Source organism: Amphritea atlantica, assembly GCF_900111095.1.
In the GTDB taxonomy this organism is placed as follows: Bacteria; Pseudomonadota; Gammaproteobacteria; order Pseudomonadales; family Balneatricaceae; genus Amphritea; species Amphritea atlantica.
In genome coordinates this window covers 71,270-90,147 of the sequence record NZ_FOGB01000006.1, presented here as the reverse complement: position 1 = coordinate 90,147, position 18,878 = coordinate 71,270, and the positions used below count along the sequence as shown (strand labels likewise).

22 protein-coding genes are annotated in these 18,878 nt (G+C 53.1%); 11 read left to right on the top strand and 11 right to left on the bottom strand.

Translation table 11 applies throughout. The annotated features are described in order from the left end of the window. Positions 1 to 8: 8 nt before the first annotated feature. On the bottom strand, positions 9 to 515 hold the full coding sequence (locus tag BMY09_RS11510; RefSeq protein WP_091358177.1) for a DUF3087 family protein: 507 nt from the start codon (positions 513 to 515) through the stop codon (positions 9 to 11). Between the two features lie 114 nt (positions 516 to 629). Between BMY09_RS11510 and BMY09_RS11505 the strand changes: the two genes are divergently transcribed. From BMY09_RS11505 to BMY09_RS11485, 5 genes are all read left to right on the top strand, one after another. Further along, positions 630 to 2,051 (top strand): hypothetical protein, encoded by a 1,422-nt coding sequence (locus tag BMY09_RS11505; protein WP_091358176.1) that lies wholly within the window; start codon positions 630 to 632, stop codon positions 2,049 to 2,051. A gap of 114 nt (positions 2,052 to 2,165) precedes the next feature. Beyond that, complete coding sequence (locus tag BMY09_RS11500) at positions 2,166 to 3,887, top strand: proline--tRNA ligase (protein ID WP_091358173.1); 1,722 nt, start codon at positions 2,166 to 2,168, stop codon at positions 3,885 to 3,887. 92 nt (positions 3,888 to 3,979) lie between these two features. After that, positions 3,980 to 4,708: a PhnD/SsuA/transferrin family substrate-binding protein gene (locus tag BMY09_RS11495; protein ID WP_091358171.1), complete on the top strand. Its 729-nt coding sequence runs from the start codon at positions 3,980 to 3,982 to the stop codon at positions 4,706 to 4,708. Positions 4,709 to 4,759: 51 nt separating this feature from the next. Next, positions 4,760 to 5,062 carry a heme-degrading protein HmuQ gene (hmuQ, locus tag BMY09_RS11490; RefSeq protein ID WP_091358168.1) on the top strand — a complete coding sequence of 101 codons (303 nt, stop codon included), beginning with the start codon at positions 4,760 to 4,762 and terminating at the stop codon, positions 5,060 to 5,062. A gap of 107 nt (positions 5,063 to 5,169) precedes the next feature. Next, complete coding sequence (locus BMY09_RS11485) at positions 5,170 to 5,742, top strand: lytic transglycosylase domain-containing protein (RefSeq protein ID WP_091358166.1); 573 nt, start codon at positions 5,170 to 5,172, stop codon at positions 5,740 to 5,742. Here BMY09_RS11485 and BMY09_RS11480 read toward each other — a convergent pair whose 3' ends face one another. Both BMY09_RS11480 and BMY09_RS11475 read right to left on the bottom strand, forming a co-directional pair. Further along, the gene (locus BMY09_RS11480; protein ID WP_091358164.1) at positions 5,743 to 6,012 is read right to left on the bottom strand and encodes an acylphosphatase; all 270 of its coding nucleotides are present in this window, start codon (positions 6,010 to 6,012) and stop codon (positions 5,743 to 5,745) included. Between the two features lie 42 nt (positions 6,013 to 6,054). Then, a complete protein-coding gene (locus BMY09_RS11475; RefSeq protein WP_091358161.1) occupies positions 6,055 to 7,272 on the bottom strand; it encodes a virulence factor BrkB family protein in 1,218 nt (405 codons plus the stop codon). A 123-nt stretch (positions 7,273 to 7,395) separates the two neighbouring features. Here BMY09_RS11475 and arsC point away from each other — a divergent pair, with 123 nt between their 5' ends. The 4 genes from arsC to BMY09_RS11455 are packed head-to-tail and all read left to right on the top strand — an operon-like array spanning position 7,396 to position 10,477. Continuing rightward, a complete protein-coding gene (arsC, locus tag BMY09_RS11470) occupies positions 7,396 to 7,743 on the top strand; it encodes an arsenate reductase (glutaredoxin) (RefSeq protein WP_091358160.1) in 348 nt (115 codons plus the stop codon). After that, positions 7,744 to 8,340, top strand: coding sequence for an NAD(P)H:quinone oxidoreductase (gene wrbA, locus BMY09_RS11465; RefSeq protein ID WP_091358157.1), 597 nt, complete (start codon positions 7,744 to 7,746; stop codon positions 8,338 to 8,340). Between the two features lie 16 nt (positions 8,341 to 8,356). Further along, complete coding sequence (locus BMY09_RS11460) at positions 8,357 to 8,764, top strand: DUF2069 domain-containing protein (RefSeq protein WP_175483521.1); 408 nt, start codon at positions 8,357 to 8,359, stop codon at positions 8,762 to 8,764. A 15-nt stretch (positions 8,765 to 8,779) separates the two neighbouring features. Then, complete coding sequence (locus tag BMY09_RS11455; RefSeq protein WP_091358153.1) at positions 8,780 to 10,477, top strand: SufS family cysteine desulfurase; 1,698 nt, start codon at positions 8,780 to 8,782, stop codon at positions 10,475 to 10,477. Positions 10,478 to 10,499: 22 nt separating this feature from the next. On the opposite strand, the gene BMY09_RS11450 is transcribed toward BMY09_RS11455, so the two are convergent. The 8 genes from BMY09_RS11450 to BMY09_RS11415 form a co-directional block, all read right to left on the bottom strand. After that, entirely contained in the window at positions 10,500 to 11,813 is a 1,314-nt protein-coding gene (locus tag BMY09_RS11450; RefSeq protein WP_091358150.1) for a sensor domain-containing diguanylate cyclase, read from the bottom strand. Between the two features lie 110 nt (positions 11,814 to 11,923). After that, a complete protein-coding gene (gene tcdA, locus BMY09_RS11445; protein WP_091358146.1) occupies positions 11,924 to 12,724 on the bottom strand; it encodes a tRNA cyclic N6-threonylcarbamoyladenosine(37) synthase TcdA in 801 nt (266 codons plus the stop codon). A gap of 14 nt (positions 12,725 to 12,738) precedes the next feature. Further along, on the bottom strand, positions 12,739 to 12,954 hold the full coding sequence (locus tag BMY09_RS11440; protein WP_091358143.1) for a hypothetical protein: 216 nt from the start codon (positions 12,952 to 12,954) through the stop codon (positions 12,739 to 12,741). Positions 12,955 to 12,973: 19 nt separating this feature from the next. Next, positions 12,974 to 13,663, bottom strand: coding sequence for a TIGR01621 family pseudouridine synthase (locus BMY09_RS11435; RefSeq protein ID WP_091358141.1), 690 nt, complete (start codon positions 13,661 to 13,663; stop codon positions 12,974 to 12,976). A gap of 49 nt (positions 13,664 to 13,712) precedes the next feature. Further along, the gene (locus tag BMY09_RS11430; protein ID WP_091358138.1) at positions 13,713 to 13,949 is read right to left on the bottom strand and encodes an RNA-binding protein; all 237 of its coding nucleotides are present in this window, start codon (positions 13,947 to 13,949) and stop codon (positions 13,713 to 13,715) included. A 19-nt stretch (positions 13,950 to 13,968) separates the two neighbouring features. After that, positions 13,969 to 14,673: a DnaA regulatory inactivator Hda gene (hda, locus tag BMY09_RS11425; protein WP_091358134.1), complete on the bottom strand. Its 705-nt coding sequence runs from the start codon at positions 14,671 to 14,673 to the stop codon at positions 13,969 to 13,971. A gap of 148 nt (positions 14,674 to 14,821) precedes the next feature. Next, positions 14,822 to 15,874, bottom strand: coding sequence for an AI-2E family transporter (locus BMY09_RS11420; protein WP_091358131.1), 1,053 nt, complete (start codon positions 15,872 to 15,874; stop codon positions 14,822 to 14,824). Positions 15,875 to 15,912: 38 nt separating this feature from the next. Beyond that, entirely contained in the window at positions 15,913 to 17,001 is a 1,089-nt protein-coding gene (locus BMY09_RS11415; protein WP_091358129.1) for a DUF2066 domain-containing protein, read from the bottom strand. Between the two features lie 162 nt (positions 17,002 to 17,163). Between BMY09_RS11415 and purM the strand changes: the two genes are divergently transcribed. Together purM and purN are read left to right on the top strand one after the other, a co-directional pair. Further along, a complete protein-coding gene (gene purM / locus BMY09_RS11410; RefSeq protein ID WP_091358126.1) occupies positions 17,164 to 18,222 on the top strand; it encodes a phosphoribosylformylglycinamidine cyclo-ligase in 1,059 nt (352 codons plus the stop codon). Positions 18,223 to 18,224: 2 nt separating this feature from the next. Continuing rightward, positions 18,225 to 18,878, top strand: coding sequence for a phosphoribosylglycinamide formyltransferase (gene purN / locus BMY09_RS11405; protein WP_091358123.1), 654 nt, complete (start codon positions 18,225 to 18,227; stop codon positions 18,876 to 18,878).

Sequence of the window (18,878 nt, the reverse complement as noted above, 5' to 3'; positions counted from 1 at the left end):
TTTTTCAATCAATATTTATCCAGCATCTCTGGCCGGAACTCGTCGGTCGTCACGCTATAACCATGCTCCTCAATGGTCTGCTGTAACTCTCTCATCGAGCGGTGCAGATCTTCCATTGTGATAGTATTGTTGTCCAGATTATAGAGCTGCTCAGAACCGTTATAACTCCAGTTCATGATCACCATTGCATCCCGGTCACCGGTTTCAATCGCGGCCTTAACCTTTTTCTGTTTACGATAAATTTTATTGAGCATCTGTTTCAGATCCCAGACATAGATCACTTCGTACATATACTCATGATCACGGTAACGGCGCAGGAGTGAAACCACCACAACCGCAGCAACCACAACACCCGCCACATTCAGCCAGAAATTACTGCCATCCTGATTACCCATCAGTTGGATCAGGAGAGTAGAGACGGATAACGCTATCACTGCAAGCAGTATCACCACACCGACCATGATCTGTTTATAATGTTTGCTATAACGCTCTTTGTTAATCTGTTTCAGCTGCATGTTATTTTTTACCCGAAGAATGATTGGCGCGATTATAGTCTCTCGCGGGAGTAGCACCAAGGCAGCAGATCAACAATCTTGCACCCCACGGGCAAATACCTGAAGAGAGTAAAAATGTATAAGGCTATCCTGATTCCTCTGGTTGTCCTGCTGATTAATGGCTGCAGCCAGAGCCTGCGCCCCCTGCCACCGCAATCCGGGGCCGCTGAGCACTGCGCTGCAGCACTGACCTCGTTGCAACAACTCAGCCTAAGTTACAGCGGAATGCAACAGGGAGAGCGGGTTGCCAAAGCCCCCTGGCTGCGCAGTAACAGACTGGTGGATTATTATCGCCAGACCGATCTCAACGAAACGCAATTAGCCGATCTGCTTAACCTGATGTCACAGCTGGCTGTGACCAGCCTTAATAATGAAGCCAGGCTGATCCCGGCTTCCCAGCTGCAGGAATGGCAGCAACGCTTTGACATTAACGACGCCAGCCGCTTTATCGATCATTGCAGCCAGACACTGGTGCAGCAACAGTTGCAGTCCCCCGATAAAACCCGTCGCTGGCTACGCAGCCTGCCCGAAGACGACGACTATCAGCCGCTGGCCAGAGTTGCCGGCATCTACCCAATCACCGCACTACTGTTTAAGCAGGGCGTCATACGGGAACATAACCGGCTATACCAGCAACCGGAAACACTTCAAGACAGCCAATGGACAACCTATACCGCCGCAACAGTATCGACAACCGCACCCGATATGGATTCAGTCACCTATAACAGTCTGGGCATGCCCCGCCTGCCCCCGGCGCTGCAACAGTCACTGCTTGAATACCACGCACCACTATGGCGACTGCCTGACCATCAGCCGGTTAACCGCCCGGGCACCCCCTACTGGGCAGAGGGAGAACTTCAGGTAAACTCGCAACCAGTCAGCTTTACCTATATCAGTTACGGAATCCATCACAGCCAGATTACCCTGCAACTGAACTATCTGATCTGGTTTCCTGAGCGCCCGGCTGAAAACAGCTTCGATCTGGTTGCCGGACAGCACGATGCCGTACTGTTTCGGGTGCACCTGAGACCTTCCGGAGAGATTCTGGCCTATGACAGCATCCATCTTTGTGGCTGCTGGTACACGCTGATTCTGCCAACCGGGACACGCTATTCCGACCATCAGGAGCTCTATCATGAGCCCACCTTTGTATTGCACACCGACAGAGGTCGACAGCAGATTTCGCTGACGGCTGACTCTCATCTGCTTATCGCCAGCCAGAAAAGCGATCAGCCTCCGCCTGTCAGCACAGAGTATCAACTGCAACCATTTACCCGCCTGATGCAGCTGAAGACCGGGGATAAATACCGCTCCGTATTTAACCGGCAAGGTTTTGTAAGTGGCTCTGAGCGACTGGAACGCTGGCTATTCTGGCCCATGGGAATCTCTAACCCAGGAGCCCTCAGGCGCCCCGGAGACCATGCGATCCGTTTTATTGGCCATCTCCACTTTGATGACCCTCAGATTCTGGAAAAGCTCGGCGTCGACAGCGATTAACCCGGTTTCAGCGGGTTTTCTGCTTTTTCCTTCTCCACGACTCTTGTCCCGGACGGACGGGCCACATACAATGTTCGGCTAAATTATCTATTCGATTTCAGGTTTATAAAATCTATGCGAGCCAGCCAATTTCTGATTGCCACACTGAAAGAAACTCCCTCTGATGCTGAAGTTATCAGCCACCAGCTTATGCTGCGGTCAGGTATGGTCCGTAAAGTGGCCGCTGGCCTGTACAACTGGCTGCCAACCGGCCTGCGGACCCTGCGCAAAGTTGAACGGATTGTGCGCGAAGAGATGGACAAATCCGGTGCCCAGGAAGTGCTGATGCCAGCGATACAGCCGGCTGAACTGTGGCAGGAATCTGGCCGCTGGGAAAAATATGGTCCAGAACTGCTACGTTTGCACGACCGTCATAACCGTGAATTCTGCGTTGGCCCAACCCATGAAGAGGTGATCACCGATCTGGTTCGCAACGAGATTCACAGCTATAAGCAGTTGCCTGCGAACTTCTACCAGATTCAGACCAAGTTCCGGGATGAGGTGCGGCCACGCTTCGGCATTATGCGTTCACGTGAATTTATTATGAAGGATGCCTACTCCTTCCACTGCAACCTGGAATCGCTGCAACAGACCTACGATCTGATGCACCAGACCTACTGCAAAATCTTTGACCGTATCGGACTGGACTACCGTCCGGTACTGGCAGATAACGGCTCGATTGGCGGTAACTCCTCCCACGAATTCCATGTTCTGGCGGATTCCGGTGAAGATGATATCGCTTTTTCCGACAGCAGCGACTTCGCCGCCAATATCGAGAAAGCGGAAGCGGTAGCACCAGCAGGTGAACGCGCAGCCCCCACTGAAGAGATGACCCTGGTGGATACACCAAACGCCAAGACCATCGCTCAGCTGGTTGAGCAGCATGGTCTGCCGATTGAAAAAACCATTAAGACCCTGTTTGTTAAAGCCTCCGATGAGTGTGATGCTGACTTTGTTGCCTTGCTGGTGCGTGGTGATCACGACCTCAATGAGATCAAAGCAGAAAAACTGCCGCAGGTTGCAGCACCTCTGGAGATGGCCGATGAAGCGGCGATCAAGAGTCTGATCGGTGCCGGCCCCGGCTCCCTGGGCCCTGTCAATCTGCCAATTCCCTGCATCGTTGACCGCACTGTTGCAGTGATGTCTGACTTTGGTGCCGGTGCTAATATTGAGGGCAAACACTATTTCGGTATCAACTGGGATCGCGATGTTGCCCTGCCAGAAGTGGCAGACCTGCGCAACGTTGTCGAAGGTGACCCAAGCCCCTGCGGCAAGGGTAAAATCGTTATCCGTCGCGGCATCGAAGTAGGCCACATTTTCCAGCTGGGTCAGCAGTACGCCAAAGCGCTGAACGCCACCGTTCTCGATGAAAATGGTAAAGCGGTCACGATGGATATGGGCTGCTACGGTATCGGTGTTACCCGTGTAGTGGCTGCCGCTATCGAGCAGAACTACGATGACAACGGCATTATCTGGCCAGAAGCAATTGCCCCCTTCAGTATCGCCCTGGTAGCGCTGAAGTATGAAAAGTCCGAAGCGGTGCGTGAACAGGCTGACAAACTGTATGAGACCCTGACTCAGGCGGGCTACGACGTTATTCTGGATGACCGGGCTAAAGTGAGTCCCGGGGTTAAGATGGCGGATATGGAGCTGATGGGCATCCCTCACCGCATCGTCATCTCAGATCGCGGCCTTGAAGCGGGCACGCTGGAATATAAAGGCCGCCGGGATGCAGAAAAGCAGGAGATCCCACTGGCCGAGCTCAGCGCTTTCATTGAGCGTAGCGTGGCCCGATAAAATCTCACAGCAGGCCTCTGGCCTGCTTTTTTTTGCGCCAGTGAAACTGTGTACCACTGTACGCTTAACCCAACCTGCCGCGGTATCTGGTTATGGATAACATCCGGCTTCTGACGCCCCCCAATGATACCGCCCGGGATTCTGAGCGCTGGTACGAATTTGCCATCTATCTGAGTCGTCAGTGCGGTGATACCGTTACCCCCCTGATCACCACCACAGCAGAGGAGTTTCAACAACAGCTCTGCGATGCCGGGATGGTCTATTGCGCCCCTGAGCAAATCCCCTCCCTGATACGCGACCATCGCTTTATTCCACTGATGCAGCCTGTTGATGTGTATGAAGAGGTAGTTATTGCGTCAGGACCTGCTGCCTCAGAACATCGACTAAGCGCCATTCAGGGCTGCTCGCTGGGAGGCATCAAAGGCTCCTTTGCTAACCGGCTTGGGCTTACCACACTGAAGCAGAAACAGATCCAGCCCGGCTCCATGGCATATGCCGAAAACTGGCTGCAACTACTCAAAGCAGTACAACAGGGACAGCAGCCCTACGCCCTGCTGAGTAAAAACTTTATCGACCAGTTGTCAGAACTCAGCCTGACATCGGTCAACCTTCTGGCCCGCAGCCACCTGCGCAAAGCATTTCCCTTGTTGATGGTGGCACCGCAGCTAAAACCCCGGATAAACGGTTTACGGGAGATACTCGAAAGAATGGCTGATGATCCGAAGGGAGCGGCTGTTGTTGAAAAACTGAATAACCAGGGCTGGAAAAAACCCTCACAGCAAAGCATTATAAACATGGTTAAATTACTGCGTGGCAAGTAGCACCCGCTCATTTACCACTCAGTTCACTGACAGATCAGGAGTCCGACTCAGATGTATATCGCAATGAACCGTTTCAGAATAAAGCCAGGCCACGAGCAGGATTTTATCGAAATCTGGAAAAACCGTGACAGCCACCTCGAATCGGTACCGGGCTTTGTCTCGTTTAATTTGCTGCAGGGCGAAACGAAAGAGGATCACACACTGATGTCATCCCATGCGGTATGGCAGGATAAAGCAGCCTTTGAAGGCTGGCTTAAATCCGATGCTTTCAAAAAAGCTCATGCCAACGCCGGTACCCGCAGGGATATCTATCTGGGACCGCCTCAGTTTGAAGGCTTTGAAACCGTACTCTGAGCGAGGCAGCGTCGGTTTCCGAGCCGTGCTGAGAAAGCGACTTAATTAATCACTTTACATTGACTGATTAATGGATTGATTAATAGATTGTTTAATCTGAATTTTGAATGGTTATAAATTTACCTGTGCGACTGACAACCACCCTTTTACTCTTGCTGCTATCATGGCCATCACTGGCAGCAACCCAGGAAGTCGATCCCCAGCTGCGGGAGGCACTTAAGCAGGCATTTGCGCAAAGCAGTAGTTTTGAAGACCGTTTTGCCGCAGAGGTCTGGCTCACCGACATGTCCGGTCGCACCAAACGCTACGTCAGCAATGAACTGGAGCGCATTGAGATTCTCAGAACCGTTCATGCTGAAGCTCAGCGGGTTGAATTACCCGTCTCGTTACTGCTGGGTGTGATACATACCGAAAGCCGTTTCAACCGCTTTGCGGTATCGGTGGTAGGTGCTCAGGGACTGATGCAGGTAATGCCTTTCTGGAAAAAAGAGATCGGCCGCAACGATGACAACCTGACCAACATCCAGACCAATCTGCGCTATGGAGCCACAATTCTGAAATACTACCTGGATCGCTCCAAAGGCAATCTGACGGAAGCGCTGGCACGCTACAATGGCAGCTACGGTAAGGTCTGGTATCCGGAAAAAGTTTACCGTAATCAGCGCCGTTACGAAGACTGATTAGCGAATCACAAAATCGCTATAGCTCTCCTCAGCTTCGACCCGGCTGGCTTTTACTTCGGCGACACAAGCCAGCTCGGGGCCGATACTAAGCCAGGACTCCAGTTGCATCAGACCATGCTCGTTGCCACAGGCCATCACCTCAACCCGCCCATCATCGAGGTTTCGCACCCAGCCGGTTAAACCGTTAGCCTGCGCCACCTCCAGCGTCGACTGGCGAAACCATACCCCCTGCACACGACCACTCACCCAGGCATGTAAACACTGCATATAAACAATTCCCAAAGATTAAGTTAATTCGACGGGCGCCACTTATTCGTTAAATAGCGCTTCCAGTGTCAGGCCCAGTTGCTCTTGCCGCGCCTCACTGAGGTTTTTTAACCGCTGATTCAGCTGATTCTGCCAGCCACTGGCAACTTCTGCAGCAGCACTCTCAGGCAACGGCCAGGGCAGCAACTGATTCAACTGGTCCAGGGTAAAGTTACCCATATCCCGGGCCAGCAGATAACCACCCTGCTCGGTGCGACTGATCACCGATGCCTCCAGCAAGATAATGTTATAACTGTCCCAGTCACTCTGTTCAAGCCCTTCAACCTGCTGCAGCAACTGTCGGTCAGCCAGCACCTCGCCCTTCTGTTGAGCCTGCCAGAGCCGTTGCAGAATAGAGACCATGGTATGCAGATGAGAGTAGTGCCTGCCACGCCGGTGATCGCGATAGACAGTCAGTGCCCGGCTCAGCTCGGCGCCCAACAGAATGATTGTCCAGGAGATAAAGATCCAGGCAAGGAACAGGGGTACCGCAGCAAAGGCACCATAGATCAGCTCATAGGAGGGAAACTGGGTGACAAAAAACGCAAACGCCCGCTTTGCGGTTTCAAACAGTATAGCCACCACCAGACCACCGATCACCGCATTACGCAGCGGCACCTTACAGTTAGGTACAGCGGCATAGAGCAGAGTAAACGCCGCAGCAGACATCACCAGCGGCAGAATCGCCAGTAAACGTGCACGCCCCACCAGCTCGGTGGCGCTGGTAAACAGCGAGAGTGAGGCGAGATAGGAACTCACCAGAAGCCCCACACCGATCAGTATCGGTCCAAGACTCAGGACTGCCCAGTAGAGGAGAAAACTGGACATCCCTTTACGGGGTTCGCTGACCCGCCAGATACGGTTGAGTGCGGCCTCAATATTTTTCATCATCATAATCGATGTAATAAACAGAAAGATCAGACCAACAGCCGTGAGCTTACTCGCCTGGGCAGCAAAATCACTAAGATACTCCTGCACCACCGCCCCGGTGGCAGGGACAAAATTTTCGAAAATCCAGCCCTGCAGTTGCTCACCTGCCCCCTGAAACGAGGGGATGGCAGCAAGCATGGCATAGGACACTGTCATCAGAGGGACCACCGCAAACAGTGTGGTATAGGTCAGTGCCGAGGCGTTAAGCACCCCCTGATTATGAACAAACTGGCGTACAAGGTAGCGAATAAAATGCCAGACTCCCCGCAGGGAGAACAGATGATCACTCATCACAACGATCCTGTGTCGATGAATTAAACGGATATAATACCCTGCTGCTCTTTTGGCTGGTAGCCAAGCTGTATACAATATCGCACTTACTATCTATTTGCCGTTACAAACAGGATATGTTCCATGACTGTTGAAATCTATCACAATCCACGCTGTTCAAAATCCCGTGCGACCCTGGCGTTGCTGGAAGAAAACAATATCACCCCTGAGGTGCGACTCTATCTGGAAAACCCGCCCACCGCAGAGCAACTCTCCGGAGTGATTGCACAGCTGGGTATCCCCCCCCGGGAACTGTTGCGCAAAGGGGAAGATGAATATAAAGAGAATAACCTTAAAGACACCTCCCTGAGCGACCAGCAGATTATCGATCTGATGGTGCAGTTTCCCCGCCTGATTGAGCGTCCCATCGTCATCAGTAATGGTCAGGCGCGCATCGGTCGTCCACCGGAATCGGTGCTGGAGATTATCTGAGTGGCAGACCCTTACGTTCTGGTGCTCTACTACAGTCGTCATGGCGCAACCCGCGCCATGGCCTCTCAGATCGCCCGCGGTATCGAACAGTGCGGCATAGAAGCCCGTCTGCGAACCGTACCAGCGATCTCGGCGAATTGTGAAGCCACCGAAGAGAGTATCCCGGCAACCGGCGACCTGTACTGCACAGAGGAGGACCTGAAGAACTGTTCCGGTCTTGCGCTGGGCAGCCCAACCCGTTTTGGCAACATGGCCGCACCGCTGAAATACTTTATCGATTCCACCAGCAGCCTCTGGCTCAGTGGCTCACTGATCGATAAACCTGCGGCAGTGTTCAGCTCCAGCTCCAGCCTGCATGGTGGTCAGGAAAGCACACTACTCACCATGATGCTGCCGTTGCTTCACCACGGCATGGTGATCTGCGGCCTGCCCTATAGCGAGCCTGAGCTGATCAAGACCCTCAGTGGCGGAACGCCTTATGGGGCCACCCATCTGGCGGGTCAGTTCAGCGACCAGCCACTGGATGAGACTGAAGCCGCGCTCTGCCTTGCACAGGGCAAACGACTGGGCCACCTGGCCCTTCAGCTACATGATTAACACTCAGGATCAAACGATGTACGACACCCTCACAAAAAAGGTGGCGATCAGTCGCGCTGCCACCCTGTTCAGCTATTTCGGACTGATTCTGCTATTAACAGCATGGCATCTGTTGCTGTCACCGCCTGATAACGCCAACCCTTATAGTATCTGGGCATTCCAGACGGTGCCGTTGCTGCTGTTTTATCCGGTTATTCTGAAAAAACATCTGCGCGGTCATATCTGGCTCTGCTTTTTTATCACCGTTTACTTTATGCACTCGGTCACACTGGCTATGTCGGCACACAGCAGCGCCACGCTGGCACTGGCTGAAACCCTGCTGGTGGCGAGTCTCTTCATTGCCGCTATGATGTTTGCCCGCTGGCAGAGTCAGTTGAACAAGCTGCGCAACAGCGCCTCCCAGTCGCCCTCGGCAGACAATTAAGCTCAGGAACCATTTGTGGATCTACACTCAGTCAGACAGCAGTTTCCGGCACTGCAACAGCAGATTAATGACCACCCACTGATCTATCTGGATAACGCTGCAACCAGCCAGAAACCGGAAGCGGTGATTAAAACTGTAGAACAGTTCTATCGCACACAGAACGCCAATGTTCACCGTGGCGCGCACCAGTTGAGTGAACGGGCCACCAGCGCTTTTGAAGCGGCCCGATCAACGGTAAAGCAGTTTCTCAATGCAACCTCTGAGCAGGAGATCATCTGGACCCGGGGAACTACCGAGGGGATCAACCTGATCGCCCAGAGTTATGCCCGTCCACTGCTGCAACCCAACGACGAAATTCTGCTGACTGAGCTTGAACATCACGCCAATATCGTCCCCTGGCAGATTGTCGCCCAGCAGACCGGCGCGCTGATCCGGGTGGTACCGATCCACGATAACGGCGACCTGAATCTGCAGCGTTTCAGTGAGTTACTGAACGAGAAAACCCGCATTGTCAGCCTCACCCATATCTCCAATGCTCTGGGCACCATCAATCCGGTTGCCGGACTGGTACGTCAGGCGAAGGCGATCGGCGCAACCGTAGTGATCGACGGTGCCCAGGCCGTCCCCCACCTTGAAGTTGATGTGCAGCGACTGGGATGCGATTTCTATCTGTTTTCCGGACACAAACTGTTTGCTCCTACCGGCATCGGCGTGCTCTACGGGCGTAAACCATTGCTCGAAGCGATGCCTCCCTGGCAATCCGGCGGGGAGATGATCAACCATGTCTCTTTCAGTAGTGGCACCACTTATAACGGACTGCCTTTCAAGTTTGAGGCGGGAACACCCAATATCAGCGGTGCACTGGGACTGGCGGAGGCGATTCGTTTTCTGACAGCACTGGATCGCAAAGCACTGGCCCGACATGAACGGGCACTGATGAACAAAGCGGTTGATCTCTGCGCCATGATTCCCGGCTTTAAGCGTATCGGCAGCCCGACCGCCTGTGCTTCGATTCTCTCTTTCCAGCTGGAAAGTCATCATCAGCAGGATGTGGGTCTGATGCTGGACCAGCAGGGGATCGCCCTGCGTACCGGCCACCACTGCGCCATGCCCTTAATGGCGCGACTGGGGCTGCCCGGCACCATCAGGGCATCATTCTGCTTCTACAACACCCTTGATGAGGTTGAACGTCTGGCCCAGGCTCTGGAACAGATCAGCCAGGGAGGTAGCTTTGCGGTCGCTGAAACCGTGTCGGCGCAATCGATCTTTGATGATTCGCCCTTTGGCCGGGAGATCCGTGACCCGGAGATCCTGACCCAACTGACAGCGCTGAAAAGCTGGAATGACCGTTATCGCGAGATCATGCAGCTGGGTAAACACCTGCCGGCGTTTACCTCATCCATGAAGCATGAGCAGTATCGTATCAGCGGCTGTGAAAGTGACGCCTGGTTACGGGTTATTCGTGATGATCAGGGAGCCCTGTGGTTTGCCGCCGATTCCGATGCCCGGATTATTCGCGGCCTGATAGCACTGGTACTGGCGGCACTGAATGGTCGCCTGCCGGAGGATATTCTGGCGTTCGATATCGAGGGGTATTTTGATCAGTTAAACTTAACGCGTCACCTCAGTCCCTCAAGAGGCAACGGCCTGAAAGCGATTATCGAAGCGGTAAGAGAACAGGCGTTGCGGGCAAAAAACAACGAACCGATCTGATACCTGAGTGCAGGTAATAAGATCAGAACAATCCGGGCTGCTCGATACCACTCTCGTCGCTGACCAAAATCGTATCACGCCCGGAGCCCTTGGCTGTGTAGAGGGCATCATCAGCGCACTTGATCAGAGCATCTAAAGCTTGCGAATGTAGCGGACAACACGCCAGTCCGGCACTGAAGGTGTAACTGATCTGCTCCCCCGACTCCAGCTCTGCCGGGTTATCAGCCAGTTTTTCTTTCAACTGACCGATCAGCTTTACGGCACTGGCGACCTCAGTGTTCGGCAGCAACAGCAGAAACTCTTCACCTCCCCAGCGCATCAGCGAATCAGACTTGCGCAGGGTGATATTCATCAGCCCGGCAAAATGCTTCAACACCGAATCGCCTGCCAGATGCCCAAAGCTGTCATTGATATTCTTAAAATGATCCAGATCGATCAGGCAAACGGTAAGACTCTGATTATAGCGCAGTGCATAACTGAGCTGTTTGGAGAAATGAATATAACCGGCACGCCGGTTCAGCAAACCGGTCAGGTGATCATGACTGGCCTGCTCGCGAAGCTGATCTTCCAGGCCCTTACTGCGGGTAATATCATGCACCATACCCACTACCCGTAATGGATTGCCCGCCTCATCCCGCTGACAGACCCGGCCACGATCCCGCACCCAGATATAACTGCCATCGCGCTTACGCATCTGATATTCGGCACTGTAACTATCGTCACGCCCTGAGAGATGCTCATCCAGCGCGGCCATTACCCGGCCCCGGTCCGAATCATGCACTGCCTCGCTCCAGGTCTCCAGCGTCGGTTCCATCTCATGGGGCAGATACCCCAGCATCCGCTTTAGCTGGGGTGAGAAAAACACCTCTCCGGTATCAATAGTCCAGTCCCACAGCCCATCTACCGCTTCATTCAGAGCATAAGTGAGGCGTGCATCCTTGGTGCGGAACGCCTCTCGCTGGGAAGAGGTACGATCAAGGTTACGGGCGATTGAGAGAAAAAGCGGCTGACCTTCAAACTCAATCACACTGGTATAGACTTCAACCGGAAAATAGGTCCCATGTTGATGATAATGGCGACCAATAAAGGTAAAGGCCTGCGGATGACAGGAATAGATCATCTCCGCGATCTGCGCCCAGTGCTCCTCATTTTCAACCCCCTGCTGCAGCGAAATGACACTGTGCTGTAATAACCGTTCGCGGCTCATGCCCAGGTCTGTCCAGGCACGGGTGTTGGCATCAAGAATGCGTGAGCTTTGCGGATCTATCACATAGATCGCATCACTACAGCCTTCAAAAATGGCTTTATAAAATCCTTCTGAAAAGCGCTCAGACATTGACGGGCCAGATATCCATTTGCGGTACAATCGAAACACTTTAGCCTGTTAAACAGAAAGGTCAACCGCAACCGTCAACGATTACTCCATACCAGGCGTTTTAAACCAGGTCAGGGTGCTTTGCTTTCGCGCTCTGCCCTTTCAAGCATCTTCTGCAATACACGGGATACCGCAACAAAACCAAATGTCGCCGTCACACAGGTCGAGGCACCAAAGCCGCCACTGCAATCAAGGCGGGTATTGCCATCTGCGACTGACTTCATCTGACAGACGCTGCCATCCGGCTGCGGATAAACCAGTTGCTCTGTTGAGTAGACACAATCCACCGCAAAACGCCGGCCACTTTTACTGAAATTGTAATAACGCCTCAGTAATGAGCGGGTTTTAGCGGCTAAAGGGTCATGATGGGTTTTGCTCAGATCCGCAATATTGATCTGCGTGGGATCAGTCTGTCCACCTGCACCACCGACAGTAATGACCGGAATTTTTTGGCGCTTACAGTGGGCGATCAGCGCCGCCTTCTCTTTAACACTGTCGATACAATCGATAACGTAGTTAAACTGAGGATTGATCAACTGCGGGATATTCTCCAGCGTGATAAAATCATCCACCAGCTCAACCCGGCAATCGGGGTTAATCTGCCGGATTCTTGAGGCCATGACCTCCGTTTTTGGCTCACCAATAGTACTATCCAGCGCATGAATCTGACGATTGGTATTGGTGATACAGATATCATCCAGATCGATCAGGGTAATGTTACCGATAGCCGAACGCGCCAGCGCCTCGGCCGCCCATGACCCGACTCCGCCAATACCGATGACGGCGATATGCGCCTGCCGGAACAGCTCGGCCCCGGCCATGCCATAGAGCCGCTGAATACCGCCAAAGCGCTGATTAAACGAGTCAGACATATGAAAAACAGGCCTTAAAAGTCATCATCAGTAAGCTCGGTGAGCACCACACTGGCACAACGATTACACTCACCCTCTATAAAGATAACCCCTTTATAAAGATATTCCCGTGGGTTTTTCATCCCCAGATTCGCTTCCTGACAGTTGTCGCACCAGGTTTCCTGCAGAAAGGCCTGCTGCTCCTCCTCGCTACGGGCGCTGAAGTCCCGCTCAACTCGATCTTCGTGCATTGAGGTCCTCAAAATAGAGTTACGTTGCCGGCCAGGCCTGAGCGGCTGGCGGCTTCCAGTTTTCCAGTTGCTGTTTTATCGCGTCCTTAAGAAACAGCTCACCGACTCCAGGATCACACAGATATTCACACCGCTCACCCTGCCAGTCAAATGCCAGCCCCCAGGCATGCAGATATCCGCGGTCGGCCGCTGTTTCAGTTGCACCATGGTAACGCGTATCACCAATAATAGCGGCGCCGATACTTTTCAGGGCAACCCGTAACTGATGTGTTTTCCCGGTTAAAGGGCGCAACAGAAACAACCGCATTCCAGGCATGGGGGAGCAACTGAAAAACCGGGTAATAGCAGGGTTGCGCTGAGCGGTGGTGAGTTTCCAGCTACCCCGTCGGGTGCGTTCCATATCGCCTTTGATCAACCCCTGCTTCTTGCGAGGTTTCTGATCGGACAGCGCGATGTAATACTTTTCGACCCGGCGATCCTGAAACTGACGCGAAAGTATTGAGGCAGCTTCCGAATGGCAGGCCAGTATCAGCAAACCCGAGGTCATCTTATCCAGACGATGAACAAGATAGAGAGGACCACACCCCAGATCAGCTGAGATCTGCTGCAACAGCCCAACCTCTGCGTCATCACGGTGAACCGATATTCCCGGGGCTTTATCAATCACCAGAAAATCGCGTGTTCGGGCAACCAGTGAATATGTTTGCATGCACCTGTCTTCGTATTAAAACAGTCTTCTTATCAAAACAGCCTTCGTATCAAAACAGCGATACATAGGCCCGCAGAGAGTGACCATGCCAATACAGGCCAGTCAGCCGACGGGAAACCCAGTGTGCCTCAGCATTACTTGCCTCGACTGTCAGGATCGCAACCGTCTGTTCCGGCAGATCACCCGGGATAATTTCCAACTCATCAACTTCAGCGTAACGAGAGAGCAGCTCCCTCAGTTCAGCTTCAGTTACATCCGATGTAAAGCCCGCAAGGATAATATTCATAATACGCCGCAATTAATAATCAGAGACCCAGAACCTGTTTAACGAATGGGATGGTCACTTTACGCTTAGCGCTGAGTGATGCAGAATCCAGTTTATCCAGCAATTCAAACAGATCAGTCATACTACGACTGGCACGATGGATGAGAAACCAGGCCACCTCTTCGCTGATCGTGAAGCCGCGCCCCTGGGCACGCAGCTGCAAAGCGCGCACCTTGCCATCATCGTCCAGATTATGCACCTGAAACACCATTCCCCAACTCAGCCTGGAGGCCAGATCGGGCAGATTAAGACTCAGCTGCCGTGGCGCGCGGTCTCCGGCAACCAATAAGCGGTTGTTTTCAGCCCGGATACGGTTGAAAAAATGAAACACGCCCTCTTCCCACTGTTTATTGCCGGCAATAATCTGAATATGATCGAGACATACAAGATCAAGGTGCTCCATACCTTCCAACACCCCCGGCCCCATATCGAGCAACTCATCAAGGGGTAGGTATACAGCTGTGCGCCCCACTGGATCAGAGGCATGGCACACCGCCTGGAGCAAATGGGAACAACCGCTGTCACTGTTGCCCCAGATATACAGGTACTGCTCGCCTTCACCCCTGGCAGCCTGATCCAGCGTGTTGCACAGCAGCTCGTTCCCCTGACAAAGGAAATTCTCAAATCGGGCATCATCCCGCAGAGTGATACCCAGCGGTATCTGAAACGGTTCAGGACTACTCATCTATATCAATACTTATTCAGGCCTGCAGCTGAACACCGGGCCTTTCTCATCGTTAAATGTTCTGGGTTTGTAAGCTTTGCTGTACTTTAAGCCCGCGATTTGTGAGCGCTGAACGTTAAATCACTGCATTGTACTTATTACTGACTGCTTAACAGTCATAAAGTTTACTACTTTTATATCCCTGATGCAGATGTCGGAGGAGCACCATAATAACGGCAGCAACGGGAAGTGCAATCAAAATCCCGACAAAACCGAACAACTGCCCACCGGCCATAATGGCAAAAATAACGGCCACCGGATGCAGGCCGATACGATCGCCCACCAACAACGGTGTCAGCACCATTCCTTCCAGCGCCTGACCCACCGCAAATACCGCGCCGACCCACCCCAGCATAGTGATATCATTAAATTGCAACATCGCTGCTACACCGGCAACGACAATACCGATAATAAACCCCATATAGGGGACGATACTGGCCAGGCCGGCAAGCATTCCAACCAGCAGTGCCAGATCCAGCCCGACGGCCCAGAGTCCCAGAGAGTAGATCACCCCCAGCGCCAGCATAACCAGCAGCTGCCCCTTGATAAAAGCCCCCAGCACCTCATCACACTCCTGCGCCCAAAGGGTGACCTTTCTTTCAACATTACGCGGCAAAAGCACGCCAATTTTATCCATCATCACGTCCCAGTCGCGCAACAGATAGAACATCACGACGGGGATCAGCGCCAGATTAGCCACCCAGGCGGCCAGCGCCAGCCCGGACTGACTCACACTGCTAAACACACCTTTCACAAGACTGCCTGTCTGCTGCCAGTGACCACTCATCAGCGCCTGCAGATTTTGAAGATCAAACTCGGCAAAGGACAACCCGGTATGTTCCTCCAGCCAGGGTATCCAGACGGTCTGAATCATAGAGAATACCTGGGGCACCATTTTCACCATCACCTGCACCTGATGTCCCAGTTTGGGTATCAGCAGAATCACCAGTAACAGCAATACAGTGGTCATCACCAGAAACACCACAACCACTGACAGCGTCCGGCTCAGTCCCCGTGCTTCCAGCCTGTCGGCCAGCGGGTCTGTCAGATATGCCAGCAATGCAGCAATCAGAAAAGGGGATAGTATCGGCTGTAGCAGATACAGGAGAAACCCCACTATCAGGGTAAAAATCAGGAAAAACCAGCGCTGCGAATCACTCATAAACACTCCCTTTCAACCGGCTTTTAAAACAGCGTCCATCATTGCTGCTGCCAGCGATAGCTATAAACAGCTTCAGCCCCATTCTGTAACCGCGACATCGATGTCATCCGCGGATTAAGACGAACGGCCTGCTCCAGCGCCTGAATCCCCCCCTGAATCTCAACCCGGAACAGCACCCGGTCAGCATCTACGCCGCTGACCCGCACAGCATCAACCGGAGGTAACTGGCGCAGATAATCCAGTAACTGCAGATAGTCTTCTATCTCTACTATATTAGCGACTTCAAGTTGCAATCCTGTTTCGACGTAGTTAAAACTGGATGCCCCCAGTGAAGCCAGCGCAAAATCAGCAGTCTCATTCATCACCTGGCTTATCTGTTCCGACAACGAGCCGGACGGGCTGAACGAGCGCGCCTGACCATCTTTAAGCAACAACCATTCCGTTTGCCAAGCACCGCTTCCCCCCTGCACCAGCCGCCCGATCAGCACACCATCGGGCTGATAACGGGCGGATGCCTGTAACACCGGTTCGCGAAAGAAGCCCCACAGATCACTGACATCAACGGCATTCTGATCATCCAGATCTAGTAGTGGCACACTCATGGGCAAGCCTCTCAGATCAGCCTGCTGCCGTAACTCAGCATATATGGGACTCTCCTGTGGCACAAAATCCCGGCCCGCCGCACCCCGCTGTTGCGCCAGCCACACCAGAATGACTGGCCGGGCGTGGCCGATCGCTTTCATAGCTGATTTGTTCAGTAACTGGTCAACCATCACCGGATCAAATTCGAGCAGCAACCGCTGTCCCAATACCTCACGACCATCACCAGCCGCTACCGGCGTCTGGGTCGCCTGATAACTGAACTGACTGAGCAAGGCAGCAGGCTGCTGCAACGCATTCACCACAGCAGGCTTGTTGACTACAGCGCTGCGCCCGGAGACTTTAATCAGTACGGTTTTCAGGCCTGCTTGCAACTGCGCGTCTGAAGGCTGAGCGTGTTGCTCAGGCACCAGCATCTCAGCCGTATAAAGTCCATTTACCGTAGCTGCCTGGGCCAGTGTCGATAAGCCTGCAAAGACCCATACCAGAAGACAGTTACAAAAGTTGCGCATCATGATCGTTTTCATACCCTGTTTTGCTGCCCGGACAACAATCCCGGGCGTCTGAAAAAAAGTGTCCTTTAAAACGGCATAAACTTTAACACACAATAGCCGCCTCACCAGCAACCTGATAGAATACGCGTCAAATTTTTTCTATCAGTAATCAGCCCGAACAGGTTCATACACACTATGTCTGCAACTGACAATAACACTCCTATCAGCTACAAAGACGCCGGCGTCGATATCGATGCAGGTAACGCACTGGTTGACCGTATTAAAGGCGTTGCGAAACGCACCGCACGCCCCGAAGTGATGGGCGGCCTGGGTGGTTTCGGAGCCCTGTGTGAAATACCTGAAGGCTATAAGAAGCCCGTACTGGTTTCCGGCACTGACGGGGTAGGCACTAAGTTGCGTCTGGCAATGGACCTGAACAAACATGACACCATCGGTATCGATCTGGTTGCGATGTGCGTCAACGACCTGATCGTTGCCGGCGCCGAGCCACTGTTCTTCCTGGATTACTATGCGACTGGCAAACTGAACATCGATATTGCAGCCGATGTTGTCACCGGCATTGGCGCTGGTTGCGAGCTGGCAGGAGCCGCTCTGGTGGGCGGTGAAACCGCCGAAATGCCGGGCATGTATGAAGGCGAAGATTACGACCTGGCAGGCTTCTGCGTTGGCGTAGTGGAAAAAGATGAGATCATTGATGGCACTAAAGTCAGCGTCGGTGACACACTGATTGCACTGCCCTCTTCCGGCCCACACTCAAATGGTTACTCGCTGATCCGCAAGATCATAGAGGTGCGTGAAGCTGACCTGAGCGGCACAGTCGATGGCAAGCCACTGACTGAAGCACTGCTGGAACCCACCCGCATCTATGTTAAGCCAGTGCTGGAGCTGATAAGAAAGAGTCAGGTGAATGCACTGTCTCATATTACTGGCGGCGGTCTGCTGGAAAACATTCCCCGGGTTCTGCCACAAAGCGCTAAAGCCGTCATTGATGTAAACAGCTGGCAGATGCCTGAAGTGTTCCGCTGGCTTCAGGCGCTGGGCAATGTTGACGCCCGTGAGATGTATCGCACCCTGAACTGCGGCATCGGTATGGTGATCGTCGTACCATCAAATACGGCTGACGCTGCGCTTGAGATTCTCAAAGGCGCCGGAGAAGCACCCTTTATCATTGGTGAGATCGCTACCGCTACCGAGGGTGAAGAGCAGGTAGAACTGCTGGGCCTGGAGGCCTGAGAATGGCAGAGAAAAGCATTGTAGTGCTGATCTCTGGCAGCGGCTCAAACCTGCAGGCGATCATCGATGCTATCGCAAGCGGCCAGATTAATGGCCGCGTTGCTGCGGTGCTCAGCAATAAAGAGGGGGTCTACGGGCTTGAGCGCGCCAGGCAGGCCGGCATACCTCAGATCGTTATCAACCATCACTTGTTTGATAGCAGAGAAAGCTTTGACTCAGCGATGATGGAAGCGATTGATGCCCACCACCCCGATCTGATCGTGCTGGCAGGGTTTATGCGCATCCTGACAGCGGACTTTGTACGTCATTATCAGGGGCGGATGCTGAATATCCATCCATCCCTGCTGCCCAAATACAAAGGGCTACATACTCACCAGCGCGCGATAGAAGCTGGCGATTCACAACACGGCTGCACGGTCCACTTTGTCACTGAAGAGCTGGATGGCGGACCTACGGCAATTCAGGCACCGATCGACATTCTGACCAACGATGATGCCGACAGCCTGCAACAGCGGGTTCACAGTGCAGAACATCAGATCTATCCGCTGGCGGTTGAATGGTTCTGTGCTGATCGCCTTGCGTTAACAGTTTCAGGAGCTGTTCAGCTCGATGGGGCTACTCTGGCACCTGAAGGATATCAATTCATTCAGGAGTAA